Source organism: Yoonia sp. (assembly GCF_014859355.1).
GTDB lineage: Bacteria > Pseudomonadota > Alphaproteobacteria > Rhodobacterales > Rhodobacteraceae > Yoonia.
Genome location: NZ_JACUUJ010000040.1, coordinates 1 through 22,231, shown reverse-complemented (window position 1 = coordinate 22,231; position 22,231 = coordinate 1). Strand labels below are relative to the sequence as shown.

Below are 22,231 nucleotides of genomic sequence, written 5' to 3'. Positions count from 1 at the left end.
ATCCGCATCATTTTTGGCGAACGTGAAATGATTGGCCCGGGCAAGGCCGAATTGCTGGAACGGATCGACCGGACAGGGTCCATCGCTGCGGCCGGGCGCGAAATGGGAATGAGCTATAAACGCGCATGGGAACTGGTCGGCACATTGAACGCCATGTTCCAGGATGCATTGGTGGAAAGCACGCGTGGCGGGCCGGGCGGCGGTGGGGCGGTCGTGACAGAGACCGGGCAACGGGTGATCGCGCTTTATCGGACATTCGAAGCCCAAGCGGCGCAGGCCGGTGCCGAACAGCTTGCATTGCTTGACGACCTTCGACGGGATATTCCCGAAGGAAAATAGCGATTGCAGATAGCAAGACCTTTCTGCGATATGTTTCAAGAAACATATCATTATCGAGCCGCCCATGGACATTTCAATCACCCGCCGCGTGCTACTTGCTGCGGCCTTTGCATTTTTCACTGGCCCTGGGTTTTCTCAGGCTGACGCCCCTGTGATCGCTGCGGCCGCCAACATGCAATTCGCGGTGATCGAGATTGCTGAAAGTTTCACCGCCGAAACCGGGATGCAGGTGCGTCTGTCATTCGGATCAACCGGTAATCTGTCACGCCAGATCAGCGAGGGCGCGCCTTTTGAACTTTTGCTTGCCGCGGACGACGCCACGCCGCTTTTGCTTGATCGCGCCGGGCTGACCCGCGACGCAGGCAGAATTTATGCCTTGGGCCGGATCGTTCTGGTCGCGCCCAATGGGTCCAGCCTTGATCCCAGCGAAGGGCTGGACGGGGTGCGCGCGCTGTTGGATGCAGGCGGCATCACCCGCTTTGCGATTGCCAACCCCGATCATGCGCCTTTTGGAATTGCCGCCCGCGCGGCGCTGATGTCGCAGGGTCTTTGGGAAGATCTGCAACCGGTGCTGGTGCTGGGCGAAAATGTCAGCCAGGCGGCACAATTCGCCCTGTCAGGCAATGCCGAGGGCGGCATCATCGCCTATTCCCTGGCACGTGCCCCCGAGGTCGCGGCACGCGGCACCTATGCCCTGATCCCAGAAGACTGGCATGAACCGCTGCGCCAGCGCATGGTGTTGTTGAACGGGGCGGGTGAGGTGGCCGCGGCGTTCTATGCCTATATGAACACACCTGCCGCGCGCGAAATCATGCAACGCTACGGCTTCGTGCTGCCGCAGGGCGAGTAGGCACATGGACTGGACAGCGCTGTGGTTATCGCTGCGACTTGCGGGCTGGACGGTCGTTATCTTGCTGCCGGTCGCTGTTTTGATGGGGCGGCTGTTGGCCTATCGCAAGTTCCACGCCAAAGTCTTGGTCGAAGCCTTGGTCATGCTACCGCTGGTCCTGCCGCCCACTGTCTTCGGCTTTTATCTGCTGGTGGCCTTCGGGCGCAATTCGCTTTTGGGAGATCTGTGGCAGAGCCTGTTCGGGCACCAGCTTGTGTTCAGCTTTCAGGGGCTTGTGGCGGCCTCGGTTATTTTCAACCTGCCTTTTGCGATCCAGCCTGCGCAACGGGGATTCGAGTCGATTGCACCCGAAGTGCGTGAGGCCGCCGCCTGTTGCGGCATGTCCCCGCTGCGCAGCCTTTGGAAGGTCGAATTGCCCCTTGCATGGCCGGGTCTGATGACAGCCATGGTGCTGACCTTTGCGCATACGCTGGGTGAATTCGGCATCGTGCTGATGGTCGGCGGGTCGATCCCCGGGGAAACCAAGACCATCGCCATTTCAATCTATGACCGCGTTCAGGGCTTTGATGACAAGGGTGCGGCGATCATGTCGGCAGTGCTTGTGACGATTTCGCTTTTCACGATTGCGTTGACCTTGTGGTTGTCATCCCGCGTCGGGCGGAGGCTGTCCTGATGGCGCTGGAAATCTTGGTGCGGGCGCAAACGCCCATCCCGCTTGATGTGTCTTTTCAGGTCGCGCCTGGGGAACTGGTGGCGCTGGTGGGCCATTCAGGTTCGGGCAAGACGACCGTTTTACGCACCATTGCAGGGCTTTGGCGGCCCGCTCTGGCACAGGTTCGCGTGAACGGCAGAACATGGCTGGATACTGCGGCAGGCGTTGATCTGCCCGCGCATCGGCGCCGTGTTGGCATTGTCTTTCAGAACTATGCGCTTTTTCCGCATATGACCGCCGCGCAAAACGTCATGGCTGCAATGGACCGCGCCGATCCGGCAGAGGCAAGCCGCATTCTTGATCTCGTCAACCTGCACGATCTGGCGGACCGCAAGCCGGCAAAACTATCGGGCGGGCAACAACAGCGGGTGGCGGTCGCCCGTGCGCTGGCCCGCAAACCCCAAGCGCTGTTGCTGGACGAGCCGTTTTCAGCGGTGGACCGCGCGACGCGCGAAAAGCTTTACAGCGAAATCATCGTATTGCGCAGGCACCTGCAAATGCCGGTGGTGCTGGTGACCCATGACATGACCGAAGCACAGCTGCTGGCCGACCGTATGGTGGTGATCGACAAGGGGCGGGTTGTGCGCGAAGGCACCACCGCACAGATCATGGCAGATGCAGGCGCATTGCGCGCCTTGGGGATCCGCGAAGTGGCCGCGATGCTGCCCGCCACAATTGCCGCACATGATGATGACGGGCTGACCCGGCTGGACGCGCCGACCGGCCCGCTGTTTTTGCCGGGTGTGACGGGTGCGCCCGGAACCCGGGTGCAGGTGCGGATCATGGCACATGACGTGATCTTGTCGCGTCAGCGCCCCGTCGGTCTGTCGGCGCAGAACATCATCGCAGGAAAGGTTGGGGAAGTCGTTTACGGCACCGGACCCGGCGTGCTGGTGCATATCGACGTATCCGGACACGAGATACTGTCGCGGATCACCCGCCGCGCAGCGGACCAGATGGCGCTGACACCCGGCGATACCATCCACGCCATTGTCAAATCCATGTCGGTCGCGCGCGACCATGTGGCCCGCGCCCCGCAGGAAGACCCCCAAACGTCAGACATGACGACATCACAGGGCGCCCCCGACAAGACACCGTGACCTGCAGCACCTGGCCCGAAACCGCAACGCATCGGGCCTGCGCGACACAGCGTCTGTATTTTGAAAAAAATCACATCTGTTGATTTGCTGGACTTGGCGTTGTCGCTTATGCAGTCTGGATGGATATTGTTGTGATCACCACGGTCATTGCCTCGCTTTTCCTTGTGATTGGCGGGGCAGAGCCTTTGGCCGCGCGTTTGCGCCTGCCTTACAGTGTGATCCTTGCTGTTTTCGGTATCTTGATCGCTGCGGGCGCAATCTTTTTCCTGCGCACAGATCTGACCGATGCGCTGAACCCCGTGGCCGAAGCAATTATCGGGCTGCCGATCCGATCAAATGTGTTTTTGTATGTCTTTCTGCCGACACTGTTGTTTCAGGCGACGCTGGGCATGAACCTGCGGCGGATGCTGGATGACTGGGTGCCGATCCTGATGCTGGCCGTAGTCGCGGTGGTCGTGGCAACGCTTGGCGTGGGGTACGCGCTATCATGGACCAGCGCGTTACCTTTGGCGGCCTGTCTGCTAATCGGGGCCATCGTATCAACCACCGATCCGTCTGCAGTCGTGTCGATTTTCAGGTCCATTTCAGCACCGCGCCGGCTGGCCCGGATTATCGAAGGCGAAAGCCTGTTGAATGACGCAGCGGCCATTGCACTGTTTGGGTTGTTTATGGGCTTTGTCATGCTGGGCGTGCCCGACCCCAGCTTGGGCGATGCGCTGGCGCGGTTTCCACTTCTGATCGCAGGCGGTGCCTTGACGGGTTGGCTGGCGGCACAGCTTGCCGTCTGGGTCATGGCCGCCTTTGCGCGCTATGAACGGGCGCAGATTTCGATTTCGGTCGCCCTGCCCTATCTTTCCTATATCGTTGCAGAACAAAGCGTTGGCGCATCAGGTGTCATTGCCGTTGTCGCGGCGGGCCTCACGCTGAACCTGGCAGGGCCGGGCCGCCTGCCGCCGCAAGCATGGTCCAACCTGCGCGATATCTGGGAAATGTTGGCACATTGGGCCGGGGCACTGATCTTTATTCTGGCTGCGCTATTGATCCCCCGCCTGCTGGAAGAAGTGCGCATCGAGGATTTCGTGCTGATCGGCGTTGTCATCATTGCCGCCATTCTGGCGCGTGTCGTCATCCTTTTCGGGCTTTTACCCTTGCTGACATTGCTGCGGCTGTCGCCTGCGGTCGAGCGGCCGTACCGCGTTGCCATCCTGTGGGGCGGATTGCGCGGCGCGGTCACATTGGCGCTGGCCCTGGCCGTCACCGAAAGCTTTCGTGTGCCGGTCGAGGTCAAGCGCCTTGTCGGTATCCTGGCCACGGGTTTTACATTGTTCACGCTGCTGGCCCAAGGGACAACGCTGCGCAGCGTCATCGCAAAGCTGGGGCTTGACCGGCTATCCCCTTTGGACGAGGCCCTGTCGCGGCAGGTCGTTGCGGTCGCACTGCAAACTGTGCGCGAGGATGTCGCCCGCACGACTGAAAATTATGACCTGAACCGTGATATCGTGCGCACCGAGGCAAAACGCTTTGGCGAAAGGTTGGATAACGCGGTCAAATCGGCCGAAGACAGCGTGGATATCCTGGACCGAGACCGCATTACACTGGGGTTGATCGCCCTTGCCGGGTTCGAGCGGGATACGATCCTTGCGCGCGTGCGCGAACGCACCATTTCGGCCCGTATGGCCGAACAGGTGCTCTCGGATGCGGATCGCCTGATTGAAGGCGCGCGCACAGGGGGGCGCAGCGGTTATCAGCGGGCAGCGCGGCGGGCGGTGGTCTATGGCAAAGCCTTTCGCGCAGCGGTCGTGCTGCACAATCGCCTGCACCTGTCTGCGCCACTGGCCCGAATGACGGCAGACCGGTTTGAACATCTGTTGTCGCAACGGTTGATCCTGCGCGATCTTGGCACATTCATAGATGGCCGCATCCGGCGCATCCACGGACGGCGCGTTGCCGACCTGTTGCACGAATTGCTGGCGCGGCGGATCGAAGGGGTTGAAACCGCACTAGAGGGCCTGCGGTTGCAATATCCGGGCTATGCCGAGGAACTGGAACGCCGTTTTATCCGGCGGACTGCATTACGCCTTGAAGAACGCGAATATGCCACGATGCGCGAAGACGGCCTGATTGGGCCGGAAGTTTTTACAACCCTCAGTCAAAAAATTGCCACACAACGCGGCATCAGCGAAGACCGCCCGCGTCTTGATATTGGCATGCAAAGGGCGGAACTGGTGCGTCAATTCCCGCTGTTTGCGGATTTCGAAGGTGCCGCGCTCAAACGGCTGACGCGGGCGCTGCAAACCCGTTATGTGAACGCAGGCGATATCCTGATCCGCAAAGACGGTGTGCCGAAAAGCGTGTTTTTCATCGCCTCTGGCGCGGTCGAGGTGGAAACCGCAGGTCAGACCCTGCGATTGGGGCGGGGCGAAATGTTTGGCCAATTAGCGGTCCTGATAAGCAAGGCCCGCCGCACCGAGGTGCGCGCAATTGCGCCATCTACATTGCTGGTGCTGGACGAAGAACGCTTCAAACGCCTGTTGGGCCGCAGCAAGGCATTGCAAAAAGCCGTGCGCGAAAGTGCCGTCAAACGCGGATTTTCCGCGGATATGCTGCTGAGCAAAGACACTTCGCACCCAGCGACGGAACCAGTTCAGTCGCCGTGACCGCCGGCATCGCGCGCCCCGAACGCAAGACGCATCTGTTTTTCGGTTTCGATCAGCGCGAAGAAAACAACGCCAACGCCGATGATTAACACGCCATCGTAAAACGGGACCGCCTGCGTGCCAAAGACCATCTGCATCAGCGGCAAATAGGTCATGGCCACTTGCGCCACCACAACGGCGATAACACAGGCCCAGATAATCGGCGTTCCCCTTACCGCAGCAAGGGTCAGCGATGTGCCATACATGTTGCGCACGAAAAACAGATAGAAAATCTCAAGCACAACAAGCGTGTTCATCGCCATCGTCTGCGCAAGCGGCACCGCATAACCGCGGTCCATCGCGTAAAGGAAAATGCCAAAGACAGCCGCCACAAACAGCGTCGACACAAACAAAAGCTGCCAGATCAACACGCCGGACAACAACGGTGCGTCGCGCGGGCGCGGCGGGCGGCGCATCGTGCCGGGTTCTGACGGTTCAAACGCCAGTGCCAACCCCAGCGTCACCGCTGTGACAAGGTTGATCCACAAAATCTGCACCGCCGTGATTGGCAGCGCCATGCCAAGAAACAACGCCAGAATGATGGTCAATGCTTCACCGGCATTGGTGGGCAAGGTCCAGCTGATCACCTTTTTGATGTTGTCATACACCGTGCGCCCCTCGCGCACAGCCGCCGCGATCGAGGCAAAGTTGTCGTCGGCAAGCACCAGTTCTGCGGCTTCTTTTGCCGCTTCGCTGCCCTTGACACCCATCGCGATGCCCGCGTCGGCACGTTTCAATGCAGGGGCATCATTCACCCCGTCGCCCGTCATCGCCACCGTCAGGCCCCGCGATTGCAGGGCCGTGACAAGACGCAGTTTATGCGCGGGCGACGTGCGGGCGAAAATATCGGTCGCGACAACGGCCTCGGCAAGATCGGCATCGTCCATTGCTTCGACGTCTGCGCCGGTCAGAACGCGTTTGGTGTTTTTCAATCCGATCATCTCGGCGATGGCACGGGCGGTTGCGCCGTGATCCCCGGTGATCATTTTCACCCGGATCCCTGCGGCATGACAGTCTGCCACAGCCGCGATCGCCTCGGCGCGCGGCGGATCAATCAAGCCGATCAGGCCGATCAGCGTCAGACGCCCGTCGATGTCAGCGGTCTTGAGCGTTGACTGGTCACCCAGCGATTCCCGGACCGCAACGGCAATCACCCGCTGCCCACCAGCGGCAAGTTCCGCGACCTTTTCCTCCCAATAGGGCGTATCAAGTGGCGCGCTTTCGCCCGCTGCGTCGCGCTGGTCAGCACAAAGCGCCAGCACGGCCTCGGGGGCGCCTTTGACGTGAATACTTTTCTGCCCTTCGGGATCAGCGTGCAATGTCGCCATATAGCGATGTGCGGCATCAAACGGAATTTCATCCAGCCGCTTCCAATCGTCAAACGGCGCAGCCCCACCGCCGGTGATCTTGCCGGCCAGCGCAATCAGCGCGCCTTCCATCGGGTCGCCTTCAACGCGCCAATCATCTTTTTGGGCATGCAACACCGCATCATTGCAAAGCCCCGCAACTTGGGCAAACGTCAACAAGACCGCATGTTCAGCCGGGTCGGCATCCGCATCACGCCATCGCACTGCACCTTGAGGGGAATAACCGTTGCCGTTGACCGCATAGCTGTGATCAGCCGCCGCCAGCGCTGCAACAATCATTTCATTGCGGGTTAATGTGCCGGTCTTGTCTGAACAAATGACTGAAACAGACCCCAGTGTTTCGATTGCAGGCAACCGCCGGACAATGGCATTCCGCCCTGCCATGGTTTGCACCCCCACGGCAAGCGTAATGGTCAAAACGGCAGGCAAGCCTTCGGGGATGGCAGCAACCGACAAACCCACAACCGCCATGAACAATTCTGAAAACGCCATATGACCAACGAAATATCCATAGATCAGCAACGTCCCCGCGACGATCAGGATAAAGACGGTCAACCACCGCGCAAAACGGTCCATTTGCGTCAATAGCGGCGTCACCAGCGTGACGACCGCGCTTAACATGCCGCTAATGCGGCCGATCTGCGTATCTGTGCCAGTGGCAACAACCACACCACGCCCCGTGCCCGCCGCCACGAATGTGCCCGAAAAAAGCATTGATGTGCGGTCACCAAGTGCGGCAGCGCGGTCCACCGGGTCGATCTGCTTGTCCACGGGCACGGATTCGCCGGTCAGTATTGCCTCTTCAGCCTTCAGTCCGCGCGCGGCGATCAACCGCAAATCGGCTGGCACGCGGTCGCCGGGCGCGACCAGAACAACGTCTCCGGGGACAAGATCGGCGGCATCAACGTTGATGCGCTGTCCGTCGCGCAATACGGCCGCATGGGGTGACAACATATCCCTGATGGCATCCATCGCTTGTTCGGCGCGGCCTTCCTGAACAAATCCGATCATCGCGTTGACGATGACGACCGCAAGAATGACGCCGGTGTCGATCCAGTGCCCCAGCACTGCCGTGACACAGGCCGCACCGATCAACACATAGATCAGCACGTTGTGAAAATGCGCCAGAAACCGCAAAAATACATTCCGCCTTGGGGGCGCGGGCAATATATTCGGGCCATGATCCTTCAGGCGCTGCGCTGCCTCGTGCGCCGACAACCCGGTGTCGGTCGTTGCGACGGCGGCGATGGCGTCTTTGACGGTCACAGCATGGAGGCCTGATGTGTCGGTTTGCGCGGTCATGCGGTCCTCTTTCGTCGTCCAGTGGGGCTGAGTCTATCACCAGTCTGGCAAATGCTGACGCCATTTGAAACATCAAGCCACGGCGCCGCATTGATCCAGCGCAGAAAACGCCGCGCGGCGTTAGTGGTGTTGTGTCACAGATGGGACTGTTGCCAATGCATCGCGCAGCACACCGAACACCATATCTGTTGGCACATGCGACGTGATGAAAGCGTGACCGATGCCGTGGGCCAGAATGAAGCGCAATTTGCCATCCTGCACTTTCTTGTCCTGCCCCATCAGCGCCAGCAGGCCTGCCGCATCTGGCAATTCACCGGGGATATCGGCAATATCTACCTTCATGCCCATGGCGCGCAGATGCGCGCGCACGCGGCTGGGGTCTTCCTGACTGCAAAGCCCCATGCGCGCAGAAAGCTCAAAGGCCAGCGCGCAACCGATCGCGACGCCTTCGCCATGGAGTAAACGATCAGAATATCCGGTGGCTGCCTCTAGCGCGTGACCAAAGGTATGGCCAAGGTTCAGCAAGGCGCGGTCGCCCTGTTCGGTTTCATCCCTGCGCACGATATCGGCTTTCATCTGGCAGGAACGGGTGACTGCACGGACCCGTGCCGCACTATCCCCCGCCGCCAGCGCCGGCCCCTGCGCTTCCAGCCAGTCAAAGAAATCTTCATCCCCCAAAAGGCCGTATTTCACGACTTCGCCATAGCCCGCCAGAAAATCGCGTGGCGCGAGTGTGTTCAGCAATGCGGTATCCGCCAGCACAAGACTGGGCTGATGAAAGGCACCGATCAGGTTTTTTCCATGCGATGAATTGATCCCTGTCTTGCCGCCGACAGAACTGTCCACCTGCGCCAGCAAGGTCGTGGGCAATTGCACAAACCGCACGCCGCGCCGCAGGATCGCGGCTGCAAAACCGGCCAGATCACCGATCACCCCGCCACCAAAGGCCAATATCACATCGCCACGTTCCACTTTTTCATCCAACAGCCAGTCCACCGTGCGCTGCAATGCAGCCCAGCATTTCGTCGCCTCGCCTGCCGGCAAGGCAAGCGCCGCAGACGTCAGCCCCGCATCAGACAAAGATGCCTGCAGCTGCGCCAAATGCAACCCGGACACGGTTTCATCGGTGACAATGCAAATATGCCGCCGCCCGCCCATTGCAGCCACATGCCCGCCCGCCTGATCCAGCAGACCCGGACCAATCAGGATGTCATAGGCCCGGCCGGGCAGATCAACAGGCACGGTTGTGACGGTCATGATACGGTCTCCAGAATGTCGGGACGGGTCAGCAACGTGTCGATCACGGTTTGGGTGGTTTCGTCAATGCTTGCGCCGCGATCAATTGGCACATGCAACCCCGCCAAGGCGTAAATCGGGGTGCGTTCGGCAAAAATCTGCGCCAGCGTTGCGCGCGGGTTCGGGGTGCGCAGCAAAGGGCGCGTATCCTTCTGGCGCACACGGTCCCACAGCGTTGGCAGATCCGCATCCAGCCAGACCGCAACACCGGCGTCAGCAATGGCTTGCCGGTTGCGCTCTGCCAAAAAGGCCCCGCCGCCGGTTGACACGATCCGCGGCGGCCCCATCAGCAGCCGTCGCAGCACCTCGGTCTCGCGTTCGCGAAAGAAGGTTTCACCGTCGCGGGCAAAAATTTCCGCGATGCTTAACGCGGCGGCCTCTTCGATTGCGGCATCACTATCGACAAAAGGCACACCAAGCCGCGCCGCCAAGGCACGCCCGATCGCGGTTTTGCCCGACCCCATCATGCCGACCAGGACAACATTGCGGCGCAGCTGCACTGTTGAGAAGGTATCGGTCATGTCTGATCTGTCCTTTCACCGTCGGCCGGTCATTGCTGAATGTCGAATTTCTTGAATCAATGCCGTGATCTTGACCGAAAGACCATATATAAAGACTTCAAATTGTGGCCCAAGACCACATATCAAGACACAAGACGAGGAAACTGGCAGGCAATGTGGCGACTGATAAAAGCACTGGTATTATTGGCCATATTGGCAGGCATCGCATTGGTGGCCTATGCTTATGTCGGCCCGCTTTTCTTTCCGGGTGATTTTGCTGCCCCGACGCAAGAGGTATCAAACCCTGTTACGCTGGACACAAATTGATCCCCGTTACTGGCTGATGTCAGCGGCATTTTTTTGTCTTGCCCTGCCAGCCGTCGCACAGCCACGCGCCCAAGAACCGCTTTCAGCGATTGAATGGTTGTCGCGCAGTGTTGAACCGGCAGCCTCGACAGAACCACCCGTCGCAAATGACACGCGCGCGCCACAGGTCATTGTGACACCGCTTGATCGCCCGTCAAAAGACCCAATCGGGCTGTTACCAAGCAGCGTCAGCGGTCTGCCACGCACGATATGGGCCGCGAGCGATGAACAAACGCTGGTTGATCTGGTCCGCACCGAACAACGCGAAACGCTGCCGGCCCTGCGCGAATTCATCAAGCTGCTGATGCTGGCCGAAGCCGACCCACCCAAAGACGCAGGGGCCGAAAATGCGCTGTTCCTGGCACGCATCGACAGTTTGCTTGACCTTGGCGCAATCGAACAGGCCAAGGCGCTGATCGAACAAGCAAAGCCTGATACAGCACCCTTGTTTCAGCGCTGGTTCGACGTCGCCCTGCTGACGGGCACCGAGGACAGCGCCTGCGCCGTCATGGGGCAAAACCCGTCCATCGCACCGACACACATCGCGCGAATCTTTTGCCTGGCCCGCAACGGCGACTGGAACACCGCTGCATTAACGTTGAACGCGCACCGGGTTCTGGGCGATGTTACCCCTGCCGAAGAGGCATTGATGGCCCGGTTTCTGGACCCAGAGTTGTTTGAAAGCGACCCCCCATTGCCACGCCCAGCCCGCATCAGCCCGCTGATCTTTCGCATGCACGAAGCAATCGGCGAAGCGTTGATCACAAATAACCTGCCATTGGCCTTTGCCCATGCCGATTTGCGCGGCACGACAGCATGGAAGGCGCGGCTGGACGCAACAGAGCGGTTGGCCCGGCGTGGGGCCATATCGGAAAATCAGCTACAGCAGGTCTATACCGCGCGCACGCCTGCCGCATCTGGCGGGGTCTGGGACCGGGTTGCGGCTTTTCAGGCTTTTGACACCGCCGTCACGGCAGGCGACGCCGATGCCATGTCCCGCGTCCTGCCCACCGCTTGGCGCGCCATGCAGGACGCCCGCACCGAAGTTGCCTTTGCCAAGCTTTACGGACCTGCAATCAACGATGTGGCCTTGACAGGTGTCGCCCGTGATATTGCGCTTGTGGTGGGGCTGCTGTCGCCAGATTATGAAAGATTTGCCCGGCAAACGACGGGCCATGCACAGGCTGCGTTCCTGATCGCATTGGCGCGCGGTGTCCCGCAGGATGTGCCTGCCACAGACCCGCTGCAGCGGGCGATACAAGCGGCATTTGACACCGCACAGCCGCCAGAGCGCCTGCAACAGATGATCAACGACGGAAAGTTGGGCGAGGCGTTGCTGAACGCAGTTGTCCTGTTTCAGCACGGGCAAGCCGGCGATACACGCGCCCTGACCGAGGCATTGACCGTCTTGCGCGCCGCCGGAGCAGAGGATGTGGCCCGTCGGGCAGCCCTGCAAATGCTATTGCTGGAGCGTCCATCATGACAGCAGCACCGCACCCCATGGCCCGCTGGGCACAGGTTTTCCTCGAGGCACAGGCAGCCGAACACAACGCCGCGCAAAACACCCAAGCCGCATATGCCCGTGATCTGATGGATTTCGCGGGTTGGCTGACAGGCCAGTCGCAGCATTTTGCGACGGCACAACGCGATGATGTGGAAAATTACCTGATCCACTGCGAAGCCCAGGGGTTGGCCAAATCGACCCGCGCGCGCCGATTGTCTGCCATCAAGCAGCTTTACCGTTTTGCCTTTGAAGAAGGCTGGCGCAGCGACAACCCCGCGATCCAGATCAAGGGGCCAGGGCGTGCGCAGCGCCTGCCCAAAACGCTGGAACTTGCCGAAGTGGACCGCCTGCTCGACGCTGCGCGCAACAGCCCCAAGAATGCCCTGCGCAACACCTGCCTGATGGAATTGCTCTATGCGACAGGGATGCGCGTTACCGAACTGGTCAGCCTGCCCGTATCAGCCGCGCGCGGCGATCCGCGCATGTTGCTGGTGCGCGGCAAAGGCGGCAAGGAACGTCTGGTGCCGCTGTCCCCACCTGCGCGGGCGGCCATGGCCGCATATCTGGCGGCACGCGATCAGGCCGAGGAAGAGGCACGCCAAAAAGGTGTGCCGCCATCGAAATACCTGTTTGCATCGCGCGGTAAGGCAGGCCACCTGACGCGGCATCGCTTCTTTGGGTTGATCAAGGAATTCGCCGTCGCAGGCGGGGTGTCGCCGGCCAAGGTAACACCCCACACGCTGCGCCATGCCTTTGCCACGCATTTGCTGGCCGGGGGGGCGGATCTGCTTTCAATCCAGATGATGCTGGGGCACGCCGATGTTGCGACGACGGAAATTTATACCCATGTTTTGGATGCACGCTTGACGGAACTTGTGATGAACCATCATCCGTTAGCCAAAAAAACCGAGCCTTGATTACCAGTTTTCCCAACGTCATATTCAAACAAGCAATAACCGAAAGCCCCTGATGGATACCTCCTCGCTCGACGCCGCCTTTTGGATGACTGCGGCGGCTATTGCCGTTTTGTTGATCATGTCCGGATTTTTTTCCGGCTCGGAAACTGCGCTGACCGCCGCTTCACGCGGCAAGTTGCGGTCTGCGGCGGATAAGGGTGACAAGGGTGCCGAACGTGCGCTGCAAATTACCGACGATAGCGAACGCCTGATCGGGTCTGTTTTACTGGGCAATAACGTTGTGAACATCATGGCCACGTCGCTGGCCACCGCAGTGTTGACCAAATTGTTCGGCGCAAATGGTGTGGCCGCCGCAACATTAATCATGACTTTGCTGGTGCTGGTCTTTGCCGAGGTCTTGCCCAAAACGCTGGCGATCAACTACCCCGAAAGCTTTGCTTCGCGGGTGTCACGCCCCATCGGTTTGATCATCCTGATCTTTTCACCAATGGTCGCTGCAGTGCGCTTATTGGTGCGCGGGGTTTTGTTTATCTTTGGCGTGCGCACCGATCCCGACAGCCAGATCCTGGCAGTGCGCGAAGAAATCGCAGGCGCCTTGTCGCTGGGGCATTCCGAAGGTGTGGTTGAAAAAGAAGACCGTGACAGGATTTTAGGCGCGCTGGACCTGAATGAACGCGCGGTGGAAGAGGTCATGCTGCACCGATCCGGGATCGAAATGATCGACGCGGCGATGCCCCCCCAAGACATCCTGGCGCAAATCCTGCAAAGCAAGCACACGCGGCTGCCCATTTTCCGCGACGATCAAGAAAATATTGTTGGCGTCATCCATGCAAAGGATTTGTTGCGCGCGATGCACAAGCTGCTGAATGACGGCACGATGAATGCCAAGGCGCTTGCGCATTTCGACATCATGCAGATCGCGATGCCCGCTTATTTTGTGCCGGAAACAACGACGCTTGACGAACAAATGCGCAATTTTCTAAAGCGCAAAACCCATTTTGCGTTGGTTGTGGACGAATATGGCGGCTTGCAAGGCCTGATCACGCTTGAGGATATCCTTGAAGAAATCGTTGGCGAAATCGCTGATGAATTCGACGAAGATGACACGTTACAAATCGCCGCCACGGCCGATGGTGCCTATATCGTGGACGGCAGCGTGACGATCCGTGACCTGAACCGCGCGCACGACTGGACCTTACCCGATGATGAGGCCAACACCGTTGCGGGGCTGGTCATCCACGAAGCGCAGATGATCCCCGTGGAAGGTCAGGTCTTTTCTTTTCACGGCTTCAGGTTCGAGGTGATCAGCAAGGAAGAAAACCGGATCGCGACACTGAAAATTCGCAAGCTCTGACCCTGTTCTAGCGGCCCCGGAACAGCCCCCCCAAAACACCACGGACGATGCGGCGACCGGTTGTGCCCTTGAGTTCCTTGACGACAGCAGAGGTCAACGCGCTTGCAAAACTGTCATCTTGTGGCGCTTTGCGTGTTGCGGACCGTCCGGACGCACCTGTGCCATCGTAACGCCGTGCAGCTTTGAATTCGCGTTCTTTTTCGGCAATCTGCGCCTCTTGTGCCTCGGCCGCTGCGGCCTCTTGCGCGGCCTCGGCCGCACGGGTTTTCAGCATCTCATAGGCACTTTCGCGGTCAATGGTTGCATCATATTTGCCGGCCCTATCAGACGCCGACATGATCGCCTTTCGCGCTGCGGCATCGATCGGCCCCAATTGCGACGATGGCGGGCGGATCAATGTGCGTTCCACGACCGAAGGAACCCCCTTGCGATCCAGAAAGGATGTCACCGCCTCGCCTGTGCCGACATGTTGAATGGCCTCTGCGGTATCGAACGCGGGGTTGTCACGGTAGGTTTCAGCGGCGGATTTCAGTTCTCGGCGATCCTTGGCCGTGAATGCCCGCAGTGCATGTTGCACCCTGTTGCCCAACTGGCCCAAAACGTTATCGGGAATGTCAGCCGGGTTTTGCGTCACAAAATACACGCCAACCCCCTTGGACCGGATCAGCCGCGCGACCTGTTCAACCTTGTCCACCAGCACCTTGGGGGCATCGTCAAACAGCAAATGCGCTTCGTCAAAGAAAAAAACCAACTTGGGTTTGTCCGGGTTGCCGACTTCGGGCAGTTCCTCGAACAGTTCCGACAACAACCACAACAGGAACGTGGCATAGAGCCGGGGCGACCCCATCAGTTGATCTGCGGCAAGAATATTGATTTCGCCCCGGCCATTTTTGACGCGCATCAAATCCGCCAATTCCAGCGCAGGTTCACCAAACAGCGCGGCCCCCCCCTGATTTTCCAGCACCAGCAATTGCCGCTGGATCGCCCCGATTGACGATGTTGCGACATTGCCATAGCGCAGCGACAGTTTCTGCGCGTTCTGACCGACCCAAAGCAGCAGCGCCTGCAAATCCTTTAGGTCAAGCAGCGGCAGCCCCTCTTCGTCAGCCAGGCGGAATGCGACGTTCAGCACGCCTTCTTGCACATTGGTCAAAGCCATGAGCCGCGACAGCAAAAGCGGCCCCATTTCGGCAACCGTCGTGCGGATTGGGTGGCCCTGCTGGCCGAACAAATCCCAAAAGGTGACTGGAAAGCTATCATACTGCAAATCCAGACCAATCGTCGTAGCCCGTTTGGCAAAGCTGTCATGCGGTTTGGAATCAGTAGACCCGGCAGCGGCCAAACCGGACAGATCGCCTTTGATGTCGGACAGAAAAACCGGCACTCCGGCAGCGGAAAATCCTTCGGCCATGATCTGCAACGTGACCGTTTTACCGGTGCCTGTCGCCCCCGCAATCAGCCCGTGACGGTTGCCCTTGTCCAGCAGCAAATACTGCGGTTCGCTGTAATCAATGCCGCCACCGCCGATAAAAATCTGATCTGACACGCTGTTTATCCCCGACATGATGCTTTGCGTTACAAAATACAGGCTTCACCATTCCATGCCAGCAAAAACCTTGTCAGCACCAAGAGATCGTTGCCGCAGCCACGCATCGAAAACATCGTGCAAAACGGCAACAGCCGCCTGCCCGACAGAAAGCATTCACGGCATGGATTTTGGTTTATTTCCTGTTGACGGGCGTTATTGCATTGCGTAACTATTCGCCAATTCGGCGTTAAAGTCCGACGGGGAGTTCGCGAAAAAGGGCCACTTGATGGCCCTTTTTCTTTTGTTTTACAGCAGAAAAGATAGGCGAAACACAGCCGAGGCAGCGTGCTTTTGGCCTGACATCAGGGGTGGTCTCTGCTAAATGTCCGCCAAAGAACCAAAGGAATAATCCATGCGCTGCGCTCTTAAATCTCTTTTCGTTGCAACCATGCTGATGCAGGCCCCTTTCGCATTTGCTCAAGAGGCGGAATCACCATCCCCAGCCGATCCGATCAAAGAACTAAGCCTTGGTGAACCGGCAGGGCCGCAAGTGGGTGACACTTATGTGGCAGGCACCTTTGGTGACTGGGCAAAACGGTGTCAAAAAGCCCCCGAAGGCCAGCAAGACCCCTGCAACCTTTACCAGCTTTTGACCGATGAAAACGATGCGCCGGTTGCCGAATTCAGCCTGTTCCGCCTGCCCGACGGGGCACGTGCCATCGCAGGCGCAACGATCGTCGCGCCGCTTGAAACGCTCTTGACACAGCAATTGACCCTGACAGTCGATCGTAACGAAGCACGGCGTTATCCGTTTTCGTTCTGCAATGCGGGCGGCTGTGTTGCCCGCGTCGGCTTTACCCAAACAGAGGTGGACCAGTTCAAACGCGGGGCGGCAGGCACAGTGCGCCTGGTCCCTGCCGCAGCCCCCGACGCCGAGGTGGTTCTCACCCTGTCGCTGGCCGGATTTACAGCAGCCTATGACGCCCTGAGCGCGCGCGACTAAACCAAGAGGGCCGGCGCCACCGGCTCTCGTTTTAATGCTTTTTCAAGGCCAGCACGGCATTCATCCCGCCGAACGCAAAGGCGTTCGACAAGGCCACTTCAATCTGCGCGTCGCGCGCAACATTCGGCACGACATCCAATGCGCATTCCGGGTCGGGTTCTTCGAATCCGATCGTGGGGGCAATAACGCCGTCACGCAACGCCATGATACAGGCCAAAAGCTCGACCGCGCCGGTTCCCCCAATCAAATGGCCGTGCATGGATTTTGTGGATGAAATCATCAAGCTGTCTGCATGTGCGCCAAACACATCCGCCACGGCGGCGCATTCGGTCTTGTCGTTTGCGGCTGTGCCGGTTCCGTGCGCATTGATATAGCCGACGCGCTCTTTTGCGATTTGCGCATCGGCGATTGCCCCGGCCATGGCTCGGGCTGCACCTTGCTTGGATGGCGTCACGATATCACTGGCGTCTGACGACATCGCAAATCCCGCAACCTCGCATAAAATATCAGCACCGCGTGCCCGGGCATGTTCGTATTCCTCAAACACAAACACACCGGCCCCTTCGCCCTGCACCATGCCGTTGCGCGTGGCCGAAAACGGGCGGCATGCATCGCGCGACATCACGCGCAATCCTTCCCATGCCTTGATCCCGCCAAAGCATAACATCGCCTCTGACCCACCGGTCACCATCGCCGTCGCCATACCAGAGCGCACCATGTTAAACGCCTGCCCCATCGCATGATTGGATGATGCACAGGCCGTTGCCACGGTAAACGACGGGCCACGCAGGTTCCATTCAATCGAAACATGCGAGGCGGCGGCATTATTCATCAACTTGGGAATGATGAACGGATGCACCCGGTTTTTGCCAGCTTGATAGACTGCGCGATAGTTTTCGTCTTGCGTGTTCAGCCCACCGCCAGATGTACCAAGAATGACACCGGATCTATCTGCCAGAACCCCTGTAAACGTCAGCCCCGACTGACCGATTGCCTGACGGGCGGCAAGCAAGGTGAACTGGGTAAACCGGTCATAAAGCGCGATTTGCTGGCGATTGAAATACGCAGCCTCATCATAATCCCTGATTTGGCCACCGATCTGGATCGACAGTCGGTCCACATCGGAGATATCCAATGGCCCAATCCCGCAGCGCCCTTCGCGCATGGCAGCAAATGTTGACGGCACGTCAGTGCCCAGCGGGTTGATTGTTCCGGCACCTGTGATGACGACGCGGCGCATCTATTTTCCCTGCGCCGCTAAGATCTGTTCGACAGCCGCAACAATCGTGGCCACCGATGAAATGTCGAAATCACCCGCACTTGGGTCGTTGGCATTAAATGGCACGGTGATATCAAGCTGCTCTTCGATGGCGAAAATGCTCTCCACCAGACCAAGACTGTCAATGCCCAGATCAGCCAGCGTATGGTGCAATTGCACATCAGACGTATCCAACATAGCCTGTTCGGCAATGATCGCGATTACCTGCTCTTGCGTTGTCATCATGTTTGCCTGTCTTGTTTCACGCTGGGCTTAGTCATTTTGGCAAAAGTTTGAAACAGTATTTTACGCCTTGGATAACCCACGAAGCAGCCGCGGCAACCGGCGGAGCGCCTTGTAACTGTCTAGGTGGGTCTGCATCCGCGTGGCCGGATAGCCCATCATCACACGGCCATGCGGCACGTTGGACAAAACCACTGTTCCTCCGCCCAAAACCACATCGTCCCCCACTGTCAGATTATCGGCCACACCCGCCTTGCCACCTATCACCACACGATCACCAATGAACGTGGACCCGGCAACACCGGCCTGCGCGCATAGCAGGCAATCTTCACCTACGACCACATTATGGCCAACCTGAACCAGATTGTCGATTTTTGTGCCCCGCCCGATTCGTGTAGCCCGAATGGTGCCTGCGTCCACTGTTGAATTGGCGCCAATTTCAACGTCATCGCCAATCTCGACTCCGCCCAGCGAATGAATGCGGTGCCAAACAGGATCGTCCGGCGGGGTCAGCGGCACATTGCCAAGCGTATCGCGCGCCAGTTCCACGTTCGATGGTGTTGCGGTGACAAAGGAAAATCCGTCACCGCCGATCACCACACCGGGCTGGAGGATCACCCGATCCCCGATTTTCACATGCCGCTGAACGCGCACACCGGCGTGTATTTTGCAATTTTCTCCGACGGTTACACCGCTAGAAATGGAGACATGGTCCGCAATCAAGACACCTCTGCCAATAACCGTCCCTGCCCCGATCACAGAAAAATGGCCGATACTGACATCTGCGCCAATTGTCGCTGACGGATGAACGACCGCATGCGGGCTGATCCCGGCCGCATCCAGCGGCTGATCAAGCATCTGCGTCAGCCGCGCCATTGCCAAACGCGCGCGGGGCGCGATAATGGCAGCTTCCAACCCTAATGTCTTCCAATCCGCATCGGGCCAAACGACCGCTGCGCGCGCGCGCCCCTTGACCAAAAGCGCGCCATAGGCCGGTGTCATCGCCAGTGCAAGGTCATCGCGCCCCGCGGCCGCAGGTTCGGCAGCGCCATTGACGACAAGATCAAGCGCACCAAAGGCCTTTGCCCCCAATGCCTCTGCGATCTGTGCGATTGTATGTGCCATCAGCGCCCTCGGGTGGTCTCTCGGGCATGGATTTACCCGCGAATGGCGCGAACTGCCACCCCTTCTCGCGCCAGCGCACGCCAGATTCGGGCATCACGGCCATAAATATCGCGCCGAAACTGCGTGCGGCCATCCGGTTTGGTATAGGCCGTGCGATACACCAGATGCACAGGCACCGGCTGTTGCAGATCGACGCGCCGTTCGCGGCCCGTGCGCAAGTGCGCCTGAAAAAACGCCTCTGGGTCAGAGACCTGCCGCGACAGCAATTCATAGGCGAAATCAAAGGGATCGTTCAGGCGGATACAGCCATGACTGAATGCCCGTGTTTCACGCTGAAACAGATTTTTTGTTGGCGTATCATGCAGATAGATATTGTATTTATTTGGAAACATGAACTTGACCAGCCCCAGCGCATTCCCTTGGCTGGGCGGTTCACGCATGGAAAATGGGAAATTCGCTGCAGTATAGGCCCGAAAATTGATTTCTGAACGATTGACCCGCTGCCCACGTGAATCGGTAAGGATCAGTTGATTTACGGCGTTGGGATTGTTCTGCAACATGGGCAGATATTCTTTGGTAATAATCGACCGGGGCACATACCAACTGGGGTTGATCACCATAAATTCCATCACATCGGAAAACTCAGGGCTGGCCCGGTCAGGCGCTGTCGCACCGATGATGGAACGGGTGGCAAAGGTCACCTTGTCATTGTCGATGATTTGCGCCGAGAAATCTGCCAAGTTGACCCAGATATGCCGTTCACCGCGCGGGCGATTGATCCAGCGTTCGCGTTCCATTGCCACAATAAGTGATTGCAATCGCGCGGCAGGTTCAACGTTCATTTCGGCTAATGTTGACGGGCCTGCTGTACCATCAGGGTTCAGCCCATGCGCCAACTGAAACTGCTGCACCGCAGATATCATTTCAGCGTCATAGGTTTGCGATGCCGTCCGGGCGAGGTAGCCCATCGTGATCAAGCGGTTACGCAAGGCAGCAACGGCAGGTCCGGTATCGCCGGCGGCAAGCTTGCGGTTTTCAACGCCAGGGCCCCAGCCGCCATTGGCCAACACACGCTCTAACGCCAGCTTTTCACGCAGCAGACGGGCGTATTCGGGGGCCGCAGGCGGCAAGGCCCGCAAGAAACCTTCGGGGCTTGATTTTTCAAATGCTTGGATCGTCGCAAGGCGTGACCGATAGGGCACATCGCGGTGAATGTTGGAATCAATCCGTGACGGCACCAAAATACCTGTCTGAATATCGCGGGCATATTGCAGAAAAAGCCGGCTTAACGCGACCTCTGCCCGCCCCCGAGCCGCAGGAGAATCAGAATTGCGCAAGGCATCGATCGCAGCTTGCGCGTCATAGCGGCCCATTGGCAGCCCATGATTGCCCGCCTCTGCAAAGGCCGCCAAAAGGGCGTCCCTGCGTTTGCGGTCATTCGCCCAAATCCCGTCAAAATCGCGTGCGCTGTAAAATGCCACCAGATCCGCATCGCCAGCGGCGGCTTGTGCAACCGCCTGCCTGAATGTGGCCTCCTGCGCCTGTGCAGATGTCGCCCCGCCAAAATAGGCAGCCACAACAACCATACAAACGGCAAGACCGCCAAGCAGCCGTGTTAAAAATAACGTTTCAAGACGCATGAATGCCCGATTCTGTTTCAAGTTTTTTTCCTGTTATGCCGTAAAAGCTAGCAAGAATACGTTACCATACACTTACCCGCAGATGTCTATTCACAATGCCGCGCGACAAAAAAAATTCACCCGATGTCGTGCACCACACAAACCGGCCCCATACAAACCAAAATGGCATTTGCGCAAAATTTCGCCGATTAGGCGTTCTTTAACCCCTGTCAGAGTAAACAGCCTTGGTCAGCAAATCGAAATATGCAATGTCTTGGTTATCGAATTGAGCCAGCAGAAAAACATATCCGCAAAAACGCGGGACAACGGTGCGACGGGACAGGCGCTAACTTATGGAAAAAAATAACTCTTCGGGGATGACGCGGCGTGGATTGCTTGGTGCTTTTGCCGCAACGGTCGTAACAGCAGCACCCACATATTCAAATGCTGCAGGTTTTTTGCGCGGTGCAGGTGATATCAGGCGCATCGCCATGTTTTCCGGCAGAACTGGCGAACGGCTTGACACCATCTACTGGATCGAAGGCGACTATATCCCCGAAGCCATTCAAGAGATTAATGTATTTATGCGTGATTGGCGCACGGGAGAGGCTGTTCAAATTGATCTGCGCACAATTGACATCATGTCCGCAGCCAAGAATCTGTTGGACGTTGATGAACCATACATGATGTTGTCCGGCTACCGTTCACCGCAAACCAATGCAATGCTGCGCAACGGCACCGCCGGGGTGGCGCGAAATTCGCTACACATGCGTGGTCAAGCCGCTGATTTGCGCCTGCAAAGCCGTTCGACCGCGCAAATGGCCCAAGCCGCATTGGCCTGTCGGGCTGGCGGTGTTGGCCGTTACAGCAGGTCAAACTTTGTGCACATGGATTGTGGTCCGGTGCGCAGTTGGCGGGGCTAGGCGTTTTTACGCCCGCTCACTATCTTGAATCTTGTCATTGCATAAACGCTTTTTGATTTCGGTAAGGAACAGCGATAGAATGGTAAAAATTCGCATTTGACCCATTCAAACCAACTTGCCAAGACTTTTGCCCAATGCTAAACGCCCCGCAATGCCCCTATAGCTCAGCTGGTAGAGCAACTGATTTGTAATCAGTAGGTCCGCGGTTCGAGTCCGTGTGGGGGCACCA

General features: G+C 58.4%; 19 protein-coding genes and 1 tRNA gene. 12 read left to right on the top strand and 8 right to left on the bottom strand.

The annotated features are described in order from the left end of the window. From IBX59_RS12545 to IBX59_RS12525, 5 genes are all read left to right on the top strand, one after another. A partial coding sequence (locus IBX59_RS12545) for a LysR family transcriptional regulator (RefSeq protein WP_296376048.1) occupies positions 1 to 339 on the top strand: 339 nt, incomplete at its 5' end. 64 nt (positions 340 to 403) lie between these two features. Beyond that, complete coding sequence (modA, locus tag IBX59_RS12540) at positions 404 to 1,189, top strand: molybdate ABC transporter substrate-binding protein (protein ID WP_296376046.1); 786 nt, start codon at positions 404 to 406, stop codon at positions 1,187 to 1,189. A gap of 4 nt (positions 1,190 to 1,193) precedes the next feature. Then, positions 1,194 to 1,862: a molybdate ABC transporter permease subunit gene (gene modB / locus IBX59_RS12535; RefSeq protein WP_296376043.1), complete on the top strand. Its 669-nt coding sequence runs from the start codon at positions 1,194 to 1,196 to the stop codon at positions 1,860 to 1,862. Continuing rightward, positions 1,862 to 3,001, top strand: a complete 1,140-nt coding sequence (modC, locus tag IBX59_RS12530; RefSeq protein ID WP_296376041.1) for a molybdenum ABC transporter ATP-binding protein — start codon at positions 1,862 to 1,864, stop codon at positions 2,999 to 3,001. The genes modB and modC overlap by 1 nt, the downstream gene beginning before the upstream one ends. A 119-nt stretch (positions 3,002 to 3,120) precedes the next feature. Beyond that, the gene (locus tag IBX59_RS12525) at positions 3,121 to 5,658 is read left to right on the top strand and encodes a cation:proton antiporter (protein WP_296376040.1); all 2,538 of its coding nucleotides are present in this window, start codon (positions 3,121 to 3,123) and stop codon (positions 5,656 to 5,658) included. Here the strand turns inward: IBX59_RS12525 and IBX59_RS12520 are convergent. From IBX59_RS12520 to IBX59_RS12510, 3 genes are all read right to left on the bottom strand, one after another. Continuing rightward, positions 5,646 to 8,366, bottom strand: coding sequence for a cation-transporting P-type ATPase (locus IBX59_RS12520; protein WP_296376037.1), 2,721 nt, complete (start codon positions 8,364 to 8,366; stop codon positions 5,646 to 5,648). The genes IBX59_RS12525 and IBX59_RS12520 overlap by 13 nt on opposite strands. A gap of 120 nt (positions 8,367 to 8,486) precedes the next feature. After that, positions 8,487 to 9,623 carry a 3-dehydroquinate synthase gene (gene aroB, locus IBX59_RS12515; RefSeq protein WP_296376035.1) on the bottom strand — a complete coding sequence of 379 codons (1,137 nt, stop codon included), beginning with the start codon at positions 9,621 to 9,623 and terminating at the stop codon, positions 8,487 to 8,489. Next, entirely contained in the window at positions 9,620 to 10,183 is a 564-nt protein-coding gene (locus IBX59_RS12510) for a shikimate kinase (protein WP_296376033.1), read from the bottom strand. The genes aroB and IBX59_RS12510 overlap by 4 nt, the downstream gene beginning before the upstream one ends. 153 nt (positions 10,184 to 10,336) lie before the next feature. On the opposite strand from IBX59_RS12510, the gene IBX59_RS12505 reads away from it, so the two are divergent. The 4 genes from IBX59_RS12505 to IBX59_RS12490 are packed head-to-tail and all read left to right on the top strand — an operon-like array spanning position 10,337 to position 14,303. Continuing rightward, on the top strand, positions 10,337 to 10,489 hold the full coding sequence (locus IBX59_RS12505; protein ID WP_296376030.1) for a hypothetical protein: 153 nt from the start codon (positions 10,337 to 10,339) through the stop codon (positions 10,487 to 10,489). A 16-nt stretch (positions 10,490 to 10,505) separates the two neighbouring features. Next, complete coding sequence (locus IBX59_RS12500) at positions 10,506 to 12,011, top strand: hypothetical protein (protein WP_296376028.1); 1,506 nt, start codon at positions 10,506 to 10,508, stop codon at positions 12,009 to 12,011. Then, a complete protein-coding gene (locus IBX59_RS12495; protein WP_296376026.1) occupies positions 12,008 to 12,949 on the top strand; it encodes a tyrosine recombinase in 942 nt (313 codons plus the stop codon). The genes IBX59_RS12500 and IBX59_RS12495 overlap by 4 nt, the downstream gene beginning before the upstream one ends. Before the next feature lie 52 nt (positions 12,950 to 13,001). Next, complete coding sequence (locus IBX59_RS12490; RefSeq protein WP_296376024.1) at positions 13,002 to 14,303, top strand: HlyC/CorC family transporter; 1,302 nt, start codon at positions 13,002 to 13,004, stop codon at positions 14,301 to 14,303. A gap of 7 nt (positions 14,304 to 14,310) precedes the next feature. Here IBX59_RS12490 and IBX59_RS12485 read toward each other — a convergent pair whose 3' ends face one another. Continuing rightward, positions 14,311 to 15,849 carry a helicase HerA-like domain-containing protein gene (locus IBX59_RS12485; RefSeq protein WP_296376022.1) on the bottom strand — a complete coding sequence of 513 codons (1,539 nt, stop codon included), beginning with the start codon at positions 15,847 to 15,849 and terminating at the stop codon, positions 14,311 to 14,313. A 394-nt stretch (positions 15,850 to 16,243) separates the two neighbouring features. On the opposite strand from IBX59_RS12485, the gene IBX59_RS12480 reads away from it, so the two are divergent. Further along, complete coding sequence (locus IBX59_RS12480) at positions 16,244 to 16,834, top strand: invasion associated locus B family protein (RefSeq protein ID WP_296376019.1); 591 nt, start codon at positions 16,244 to 16,246, stop codon at positions 16,832 to 16,834. Between the two features lie 31 nt (positions 16,835 to 16,865). Here IBX59_RS12480 and IBX59_RS12475 read toward each other — a convergent pair whose 3' ends face one another. From IBX59_RS12475 to IBX59_RS12460, 4 genes are all read right to left on the bottom strand, one after another. Further along, on the bottom strand, positions 16,866 to 18,074 hold the full coding sequence (locus IBX59_RS12475) for a beta-ketoacyl synthase (protein ID WP_296376017.1): 1,209 nt from the start codon (positions 18,072 to 18,074) through the stop codon (positions 16,866 to 16,868). Then, a complete protein-coding gene (locus tag IBX59_RS12470) occupies positions 18,075 to 18,335 on the bottom strand; it encodes an acyl carrier protein (RefSeq protein ID WP_296376015.1) in 261 nt (86 codons plus the stop codon). It lies immediately after the preceding gene. 63 nt (positions 18,336 to 18,398) lie between these two features. Continuing rightward, entirely contained in the window at positions 18,399 to 19,460 is a 1,062-nt protein-coding gene (locus IBX59_RS12465; protein ID WP_296376013.1) for a UDP-3-O-(3-hydroxymyristoyl)glucosamine N-acyltransferase, read from the bottom strand. A gap of 32 nt (positions 19,461 to 19,492) precedes the next feature. Next, positions 19,493 to 21,121: a L,D-transpeptidase family protein gene (locus IBX59_RS12460; protein ID WP_296376012.1), complete on the bottom strand. Its 1,629-nt coding sequence runs from the start codon at positions 21,119 to 21,121 to the stop codon at positions 19,493 to 19,495. Between the two features lie 311 nt (positions 21,122 to 21,432). Between IBX59_RS12460 and IBX59_RS12455 the strand changes: the two genes are divergently transcribed. Then, positions 21,433 to 22,002, top strand: coding sequence for a DUF882 domain-containing protein (locus tag IBX59_RS12455; protein ID WP_296376010.1), 570 nt, complete (start codon positions 21,433 to 21,435; stop codon positions 22,000 to 22,002). A gap of 153 nt (positions 22,003 to 22,155) precedes the next feature. After that, positions 22,156 to 22,231 (top strand) — tRNA-Thr (locus IBX59_RS12450).

Coding starts and splice junctions, on each gene's coding strand:
- modA (WP_296376046.1), top strand. CDS start 404: ATGGACATTTCAATCACCCGCCGCGTGCTACTTGCTGCGGCCTTTGCA.
- modB (WP_296376043.1), top strand. CDS start 1,194: ATGGACTGGACAGCGCTGTGGTTATCGCTGCGACTTGCGGGCTGGACG.
- modC (WP_296376041.1), top strand. CDS start 1,862: ATGGCGCTGGAAATCTTGGTGCGGGCGCAAACGCCCATCCCGCTTGAT.
- IBX59_RS12525 (WP_296376040.1), top strand. CDS start 3,121: ATGGATATTGTTGTGATCACCACGGTCATTGCCTCGCTTTTCCTTGTG.
- IBX59_RS12520 (WP_296376037.1), bottom strand. CDS start 8,366: ATGACCGCGCAAACCGACACATCAGGCCTCCATGCTGTGACCGTCAAA.
- aroB (WP_296376035.1), bottom strand. CDS start 9,623: ATGACCGTCACAACCGTGCCTGTTGATCTGCCCGGCCGGGCCTATGAC.
- IBX59_RS12510 (WP_296376033.1), bottom strand. CDS start 10,183: ATGACCGATACCTTCTCAACAGTGCAGCTGCGCCGCAATGTTGTCCTG.
- IBX59_RS12505 (WP_296376030.1), top strand. CDS start 10,337: ATGTGGCGACTGATAAAAGCACTGGTATTATTGGCCATATTGGCAGGC.
- IBX59_RS12500 (WP_296376028.1), top strand. CDS start 10,506: ATGTCAGCGGCATTTTTTTGTCTTGCCCTGCCAGCCGTCGCACAGCCA.
- IBX59_RS12495 (WP_296376026.1), top strand. CDS start 12,008: ATGACAGCAGCACCGCACCCCATGGCCCGCTGGGCACAGGTTTTCCTC.
- IBX59_RS12490 (WP_296376024.1), top strand. CDS start 13,002: ATGGATACCTCCTCGCTCGACGCCGCCTTTTGGATGACTGCGGCGGCT.
- IBX59_RS12480 (WP_296376019.1), top strand. CDS start 16,244: ATGCGCTGCGCTCTTAAATCTCTTTTCGTTGCAACCATGCTGATGCAG.
- IBX59_RS12475 (WP_296376017.1), bottom strand. CDS start 18,074: ATGCGCCGCGTCGTCATCACAGGTGCCGGAACAATCAACCCGCTGGGC.
- IBX59_RS12470 (WP_296376015.1), bottom strand. CDS start 18,335: ATGACAACGCAAGAGCAGGTAATCGCGATCATTGCCGAACAGGCTATG.
- IBX59_RS12465 (WP_296376013.1), bottom strand. CDS start 19,460: ATGGCACATACAATCGCACAGATCGCAGAGGCATTGGGGGCAAAGGCC.
- IBX59_RS12455 (WP_296376010.1), top strand. CDS start 21,433: ATGGAAAAAAATAACTCTTCGGGGATGACGCGGCGTGGATTGCTTGGT.